At 70.6% G+C, this 6,985-nt stretch carries 5 protein-coding genes and 1 pseudogene; 3 read left to right on the forward strand and 3 right to left on the reverse strand.

The annotated features are described in order from the left end of the window. Positions 1-21: 21 nt before the first annotated feature. Positions 22-1,689, reverse strand: coding sequence for a murein biosynthesis integral membrane protein MurJ (murJ, locus tag ACFWFI_RS18495; RefSeq protein ID WP_387391075.1), 1,668 nt, complete (start codon positions 1,687-1,689; stop codon positions 22-24). Continuing rightward, positions 1,686-2,858, reverse strand: coding sequence for a lipid II:glycine glycyltransferase FemX (locus tag ACFWFI_RS18500; protein ID WP_387391077.1), 1,173 nt, complete (start codon positions 2,856-2,858; stop codon positions 1,686-1,688). Before ACFWFI_RS18500 ends, murJ begins: the two co-directional genes overlap by 4 nt. A 193-nt stretch (positions 2,859-3,051) precedes the next feature. Between ACFWFI_RS18500 and ACFWFI_RS18505 the strand changes: the two genes are divergently transcribed. Continuing rightward, complete coding sequence (locus ACFWFI_RS18505; RefSeq protein WP_387391080.1) at positions 3,052-4,245, forward strand: L,D-transpeptidase; 1,194 nt, start codon at positions 3,052-3,054, stop codon at positions 4,243-4,245. 285 nt (positions 4,246-4,530) lie between these two features. Here the strand turns inward: ACFWFI_RS18505 and ACFWFI_RS18510 are convergent, their stop codons facing one another. Further along, positions 4,531-5,577, reverse strand: coding sequence for an NAD(P)-dependent alcohol dehydrogenase (locus ACFWFI_RS18510; protein ID WP_387391082.1), 1,047 nt, complete (start codon positions 5,575-5,577; stop codon positions 4,531-4,533). Positions 5,578-5,670: 93 nt separating this feature from the next. On the opposite strand from ACFWFI_RS18510, the gene ACFWFI_RS18515 reads away from it, so the two are divergent. After that, the gene (locus tag ACFWFI_RS18515) at positions 5,671-6,471 is read left to right on the forward strand and encodes an SDR family NAD(P)-dependent oxidoreductase (RefSeq protein WP_387391085.1); all 801 of its coding nucleotides are present in this window, start codon (positions 5,671-5,673) and stop codon (positions 6,469-6,471) included. Positions 6,472-6,691: 220 nt separating this feature from the next. Next, positions 6,692-6,985, forward strand: a pseudogene (locus tag ACFWFI_RS18520) (branched-chain amino acid ABC transporter permease); the annotation flags it as partial.

The raw sequence follows: 6,985 nt of genomic DNA on the forward strand, positions 1-6,985 counted from the left end.
GACGGGTGGCGATGCGGCCGGTCATGGCCTTCGGCGGAGACGGGTGGCCGCGCCCGTGACGAACGCGGCGATCTCGGTCAGCCGCAGGGGTCGTGCCAGCAGCAGGAAGACGGCGCCGATGGCGACCACCCCCGCCCCGGTGGCCGCGGCCGCCCCGCCAGGGGCCGCCCAGCGCGCGGTGACGTATCCGAGCAGCGTCGCGGGGACGGCGGCCGGCAACAGACGCGCCTGTGCGGCGACGGTGACGGAACGCCATAGGCCTGTCGCCCGTGTGTCCCCCGCCCCGAGCCTGCGGTTCAGTACGAAGGCGGTGACTGCCCAGCCCGCGAACAGCGCCAGCGAATACGCCCCGGCGATGCCGGTCACCGTCCAGCGCGCCGGGAGAAGCGCGTACGCGGTCACGGACAGGCCCGCGTTCAAGCCGGCGATCACCAGGTTGAGCAGGAAGGGGGTGCGTGTGTCGGACAGGGCGTAGAACGTACGGCTGAGGATGTACTGCCCCGAGAAGGCGATCAGCCCAGGTGCGAACGCCATCAGCGTGCCCGCCATGACGGCGATGTCACCCGCGTCGGTCTCGCCGTACTGGAAGACGAGCGCCATCACGGGCTGCGCCAGGGCGAACAGGGCGCAAGCGGCGGGGACGACGGCCGCCGCACTGGTGCGCAGGGAGTACGAGAGGTCGCGCCGCACCCCCTTCATGTCGCCGTCGGCGGCCGCCGCGCTCATCCGGGGCATCAGCGCGGTCACCAGTGACACCGTGATGATGCCGTGCGGCACGGCCCACAGCAGATAGGCGTTGTTGTACGCGCTGAAACCAGCGCCCCCGTCGACGCCGGCCGTTTGCGCGCGTAGGCCCGCCGCCGTCGCCAGACGGGTCGTGACCCAGTACGCCGCCTGGTTGGTGAGCACCAACAGCACCAGCCAGCCGGCCGACCGCAGCGGGCGGGTAAGCCCACTGCCGCGCCAGTCGAAGCGGGGACGGAAGCTGAAGCGGGCCGCGCGCAGGGCGGGCACCAGGGCCAGGGCCTGGACGGCGATGCCCGCGGTGGTGCCCCAGCCGAGCAGTGCGGTCTCGGCCGCGGTGAGCGACCCGCCGTCGCCGGTCGCGAGGTAGATGCCGAAGACGGCGATGACGACGACGTTGTTGAGGACGGGCGTCCACATCATCGCGCCGAACCGGTTGCGCGCGTTGAGCACTTGGCCGAGCAGGGTGAACAGCCCGAGGAAGAAGATCTGCGGCAGACAGTAGCGCGCGAAGGCGACTGTCATGGAGGCCTGCCTGCCCGTGTAGTCGGTGTATGCGCCGACGATCGCGGGTGCGCCCCACACCGCCACCCCGGTAATCACCAGCAGGGCGAGCACGCAGACGGTGAGCAGCCGGTCGGTGTAGGCCGCTCCGCCGTCCTCGTGCTGCTTGGCGGCCCTGACGAGTTCAGGTACGAATACGGCGTTGAGGGCGCCGCCCAGGAGCAGCATGTAGACGATGGTGGGGACGGAGTTGCCGACGGCGTACCCGTCGGCGGTCAGCCCGATTCCGAGTGCGGCGGCGACCACGGCGGACCGCACGAACCCGGTCGCCCGCGAGACGACCGACCCGGCGGCCATGATCGCGCCGCTGCGCAGGACTGACGGACGCAGGGACGGCGCCGTCCCGTCGGACGCGGGCGCCGCGGTGGCCGGCGCGCTCACCGGCGCGCCAAGTACGCCTGGAACGCGCGGTGTAGCGCATGGTTGGCCGTGCCGTCCAACGGTCTCTCCCATTCCCCCAGCGTCTCGACGACCTCACCGCCCGTTCCGAGCTTCCAGCGCAGCAATCCGTGGGAACGGTCCGCAGGATCGAGGGTCGAGGGTACCCCGCGCATGTCGTAGACGTGGGCGCCCAGTGCCCGGGCGTCGAGCAGCATGCGCCACTGCAGCAGGTTGGAGGGGCGCACCTCGCGGCGGTGGCCGGCGGAGGCACCCGTCTGGTACCAGACACGGCGGCCCACGTGGACCATGGTGTGCGCGGCCAGGGTCTCACCGGCATGACGAGCGAGGTAGAGCCTCATCCGGCCGGGCTCCTCCGAGTTGAGCGCCGCGTACTGGCGCTCGTAGTACTCCAGGGACCTTCCGAGCCGGAAGCCGTCGCGCTCCTCGGTGATCCGAAGCAGACGGTAGAACTCGGGCAGGTCCGCCGCACCGCCCACCACGACCTCGACCCCGGACTTCTCGGCTCGGCGGACGTTGCGTCGCCACTCCTGGTTGAGCCCGGCCCACAGGTCGTCCGGCCCGCGCCCGGCGAGCGGCACCCGGAAGACGTGGCGCGGCTGCGCGTCCCCGTCCTCCTCACCACCGCACCTCTGCCACCCCCTGGCACGCAGCCGCTCGGCGACCGCCGTGCCCAACGGGTCGACCTGGCTCGCGAGGACGTCGGAAAGCCGGCGGCCGGGCCCCGTCGCCGACTTGACGCGCGTCGCGCTCCAGCGGCGGTACGCCGGCGAGGGCCCGATCCGTACGGCGAAGGCGCCCGCCGCACGCAGGTGCCGCAGCAACGGACGGAGCCAGCTGTCGATACCAGGATCCGCCCAGTCGGCGACCGGCCCCTCCGGCAGGTAGGCGAAGTACTTCCGTGTGCCCGGCAGTTGACGCAGCAGGATGAGCGCCGCACCGGACAGCCTGCCGGACTCCTGCTCCGCCCCCCAGCCCACGAGCTGTGCGCGCCAGCCGTCCTTGACCTGCGCCCAGGACGGGCATTGCAGGAAACCGGGCCCCAGATCCTCTCCTTCCGCGGATGCCAGGAACGCGCGGTACACGGCAGGGGTGACGAGCCCCAGCGGCATCTCATGGCCGCGGTCGGCCGTCACGAGCATTGCTGACACGGTGTGAGCCTCCTCATGGGCGGAATACCGCCGATGCTCACAGCCGTCCGTGACCGCTCCGCGCGCCGAATGTGACCGGACGACGACTGTTTCCCTACGGTCACCGTCACATCGCTGGATCCCCTCTCACCTGTGGTTTCTCCGCCCTACAGTCGCTGTCGTCCCCACCGATCGACCTTGGACGGAGGCTCCGTTGAGCCACATACGAGTGCGTATCGCGGCGGTCGTGGTGCTACTGGCACCGCTCGCCGCCTGTTCGCCGGGATCCGAACCCGACACCACGGCCCGGAGCGTCGGCCACGGCGGTGCGGAGGCGACACGGGGCCGACCGGCGACCGTGACCGTGGTGCCCGAGGGCCGAGGGGTCAGGGCCGGCGGCACGGTGAAGGTCACAGCGGCGGGCGGCACTCTCACCTCGGTCACCGTCGCCGACGGCGACGGCCACGCGTTGACCGGCACGATCTCCTCGGACGGGGCGAGCTGGGTGTCCCGGCGGAAGGCGGCGCCCGGCACCTCGTACACGGTGACCGCCACCACCACCGCTGACGCCGGCACGAAGAGCACGGCTACTTCCCTGTTCACCACGGCTCGGGCCGACAAGGTCAACAAGGTCGACTGGCGGCCGGGCACGAACACGTCCGTCGGCGTCGCACAGCCCGTCTCCCTCGTCTTCGACCACCCGGTCACCGACAGAGCCGAGGTCGAGAAACAGCTGAAGATCGCCACGTCGGACCGGACCGAGGGTTCCTGGGCCTGGATGAAGGACTGGTCCGGCCGGGACCGGGTCGACTGGCGTCCCAAGGAGTACTGGAAGCCCGGTACGAAGGTCACCCTCCACGCCGAACTGAACGGTACCGATTCCGGTGACGGCGGCTGGTTCGTCCGCGACTACTCGACCACGTTCACCATCGGCGCGAGCCAGATCGCCGTGGTAGACCTCGACCGCAAGCTTCTGACCCTCGAACGGGACGGCAGGACCGTCCGCACGATTCCCGTCTCCGGTGGCACCCCCGGCGGCGACAAGCGTTCCTGGAGGGGCACTGCGGTGCTGATGGCCAAGGAGGGCACGATCAACATGAACTCGGAGACCGTCGGCCTCGGCGACTCCTACGACAAAATGGTCGACCACTCGATGCGGCTCACCTGGTCCGGCATGTACGCGCACGCCGCGCCGTGGAACGACCGGTGGTTCGGCAAGGCCAACATGAGCTCCGGCTGCATCGGCATGAGCGACGCCGACGCCGCCTGGTTCTACGGCCAGGTGCGCCCCGGCGACCCGTTCGAGATCACGGGCCGCGACACCAAGGGTACGGTCGCCCCGGGCAACGGCTTCGGTGACTGGAACGTGCCATGGGAGCAGTGGCAGGCGATGAGCGCGCTGCGCTGACCACCTCGGCGCCCGCACCGAAATGGCGGGGAGACCGGCGGGACAGACCACTGGAATGCTCCCGGACCAACCACACCCAGCAGGAAGTCACCCAGGCTGGCGGCTTCCTCGTCTGGCTCGCCGAATGCCCGGTTCCGCGATCTCGACGAGCAAGGCCGTTGCGCCGAGTTGGGTGGAGGGCGGCACGAGCCCGGGAAACGGCGAGACGAGCGGAATCCCTCGCCGAACACGTCCTGGAAACAGCCGTGAGGTTGAATAGCCGGCCGAGGAGAGGCCCCGAGGGGATTACGAGCGGCCGGGGATCAGCACGGCCCGCCCCTGCGTCCGCCCTCGCCGCAGCCGATCGAAGGCTTCAGGCGCCGCGGTCAGCGGGAACTGCTCCGTCTCGACGCGGAGTTCCCCTGAGCGGGCCAGCGCGATGACCTCGACGAGTTCGGGCCGACTGCCCCAGAACGGCAGCGACAGCCGGAAGCCCGGCGGGAGGTAGCCCGGCTTGCGCACCGTCAGGTGGCCACCGCCGCTGCCGACCACCGCCAGTTCCCCGCCTGGGCGCAGCGCGTCGGCGGCGAGTTCGAGGGTCGCGTCGTTGCCGACGAAGTCGAGGACGGCGTCAACTCCCACTCCGCGGGTGCCCTCTCTCAGCGCATGGGCAGTGTCCGCCCGCATCAGGGTGCTGAAGTGTGCGCCGGACCGGTCCGCGAGGGTGAGTGCATCGGCGCGGACGTCGACTGCCAGAACACGGCTCGGCGTGATCGCGCGCAGGATCTGGACGGCCAGGTGTCCGAGCCCGCCGACGCCGATCACGGCGGCGGTGGTGCCTTCGCCGAGGGCATGCCGCAGTCCGGCGATGGCGTGGTACGAGGTCAGGCCGGCGTCGGAGAGCGGCGCCGCCTGGTCGGCCGGCAGGTCGCCGATCGCCACCAGATGGCGCGTGGAGGGGACGAGCACATAGTCGGCCATCCCGCCGTCCCGGCCGAGTCCGGCCCCGTGCCAGTCGAGCTCGCCGCGCCGGTCGCAGTAGTTGTCCCGCCCGGCGGCGCAGCGGGCACAAGTCCCGCAGCCCCACGGCCCGTAGAGCACCACCCGCTCACCCACCGCGACCCCTTCGGCGCCGGAGCCGAAGGCCGCGACGTGTCCTGCGACCTCGTGGCCGAGGGTGAACGGGGGCCGGTAGGGGAGTGCGCCCGCCGCCGCGTCGACGACGTGTACGTCCGAGTGGCAGAGTCCGGCGGCTTCCACCCGTACGAGCACCTCGGCCTCGTGGGGGACCGGCCGTTCGATTTCGGCGAGCGTCGGTCCCCGTCCCCAGTCTGTCAGCCGCACCGCCCTCATGCTTCACCGTCCCGGGTCTTGTCAGTTCGACGCCGATGACGATAACAGAGACGAAGTCAGTTCAGTATCAGTGAGCGGTGAGGGAGTCTCAAGATGAGCAGGGATGTACAAGCGGGCCGATTCGAGGGCAAGGTCGCGTTGGTGACGGGTGCCGGCTCGGGCATGGGTGCGGCGGCCTCCAGGCAGTTGGCCGCCGAGGGTGCGCGAATCGTCGTCCTGGCCGACCTGAACGGCGCGGCTGTCGCAGCCGTCGCCAAGGAGCTGCCCGCAGGTCAGGCCGTTCCGCTCGATGTGGCGGACGCCGGTGCGGTCGACCGCGCTGTTGCGGATGTAATGCGGGAACACGGTCGGCTCGACGTGCTCGTGCACGCTGCCGGAGTCGACGACCCGGAGGCCAAGCAGCTGATCGCGGATGCGTTGGTCGAGGGCCGCCCGCCGGAGATCACCGACCACCTGTCCGACGCGGCCTGGCGGCGCGTCATGCGGGTCAACCTGGACGGCACGTTCCATGTGCTGCGCGCCGCGGTGCGGGCCATGCGGCAGGTCAGGGCAGGTGCGATCGTCGTCATAGGCTCCTCGTCCGCCTTCGACGCCCCTGTCGGCTACCCCCACTACGCCGCGTCCAAAGCAGCTGTGCACGCGCTGAGCCAGGCGGTGGCCAAGGAGGTCATCGCGTCCGGGATTCGGGTGAACGTGGTCGCGCCCGGACCGACGGAGACGGGTATGGCGGCGCGTACGCCCGAGGCGCTGCGCAGTGGTTTCGCCGACCCGCGGGTGCGTCCGTATGCGACGCCGGAGGAGATCGCCGACATCGCCCTTTTCCTGGCGAGTGACGCCGCGGCGAACCTGGTCGGCGCGGTGCTGCTCGCAAACGGCGGCCGTTTCACGGCCTGATCGTCGTGCTGTCCGGCCCCGGGCCTTCGGGGGGAGGGGCTGTCGCCTTCTGCTCGTCGTGCGGTCACGTCGTCAAAAGCGCTCGAATCCACTCGTGCAGGGGTATTGCCCGCCTGGGGCTGGATGCTTACGGTTCTCGAATTGAGTTCAGTTTGTAAGTTGGGGCAGATGGTGCCGAGGCGCCGGGCGTGCGAGCGCCCGGCGCGAGGAGACGGTCGACGTGGATCAGTTCCTGCTCGTTCTGGTGAGTGGTCTCGCCAGCGGTGCGGTGTACGGCCTGATGGGCCTGGGGCTAGTGATCATTTACCGGGCGACGGATGTGGTGAATTTCGCGCTTGCCAGCCTGGCGGCCGTGGGGCTGTACGCGGCGCTGTCGCTGTACGACCGAGGCCTGCCGCTGATCCTGGCGGCCGTGGCAGCGGTGGTCGTGACCGCGGGCATCGGTCTGACGGTCAGGGAAATGGTGATCAGGCCCCTCGCAGACGGTGAGTTGCTCTCGGCGCTGGTCATGACC

The sequence above is a fragment of the Streptomyces sp. NPDC060209 genome, assembly GCF_042728155.1.
GTDB lineage: Bacteria > Actinomycetota > Actinomycetes > Streptomycetales > Streptomycetaceae > Streptomyces.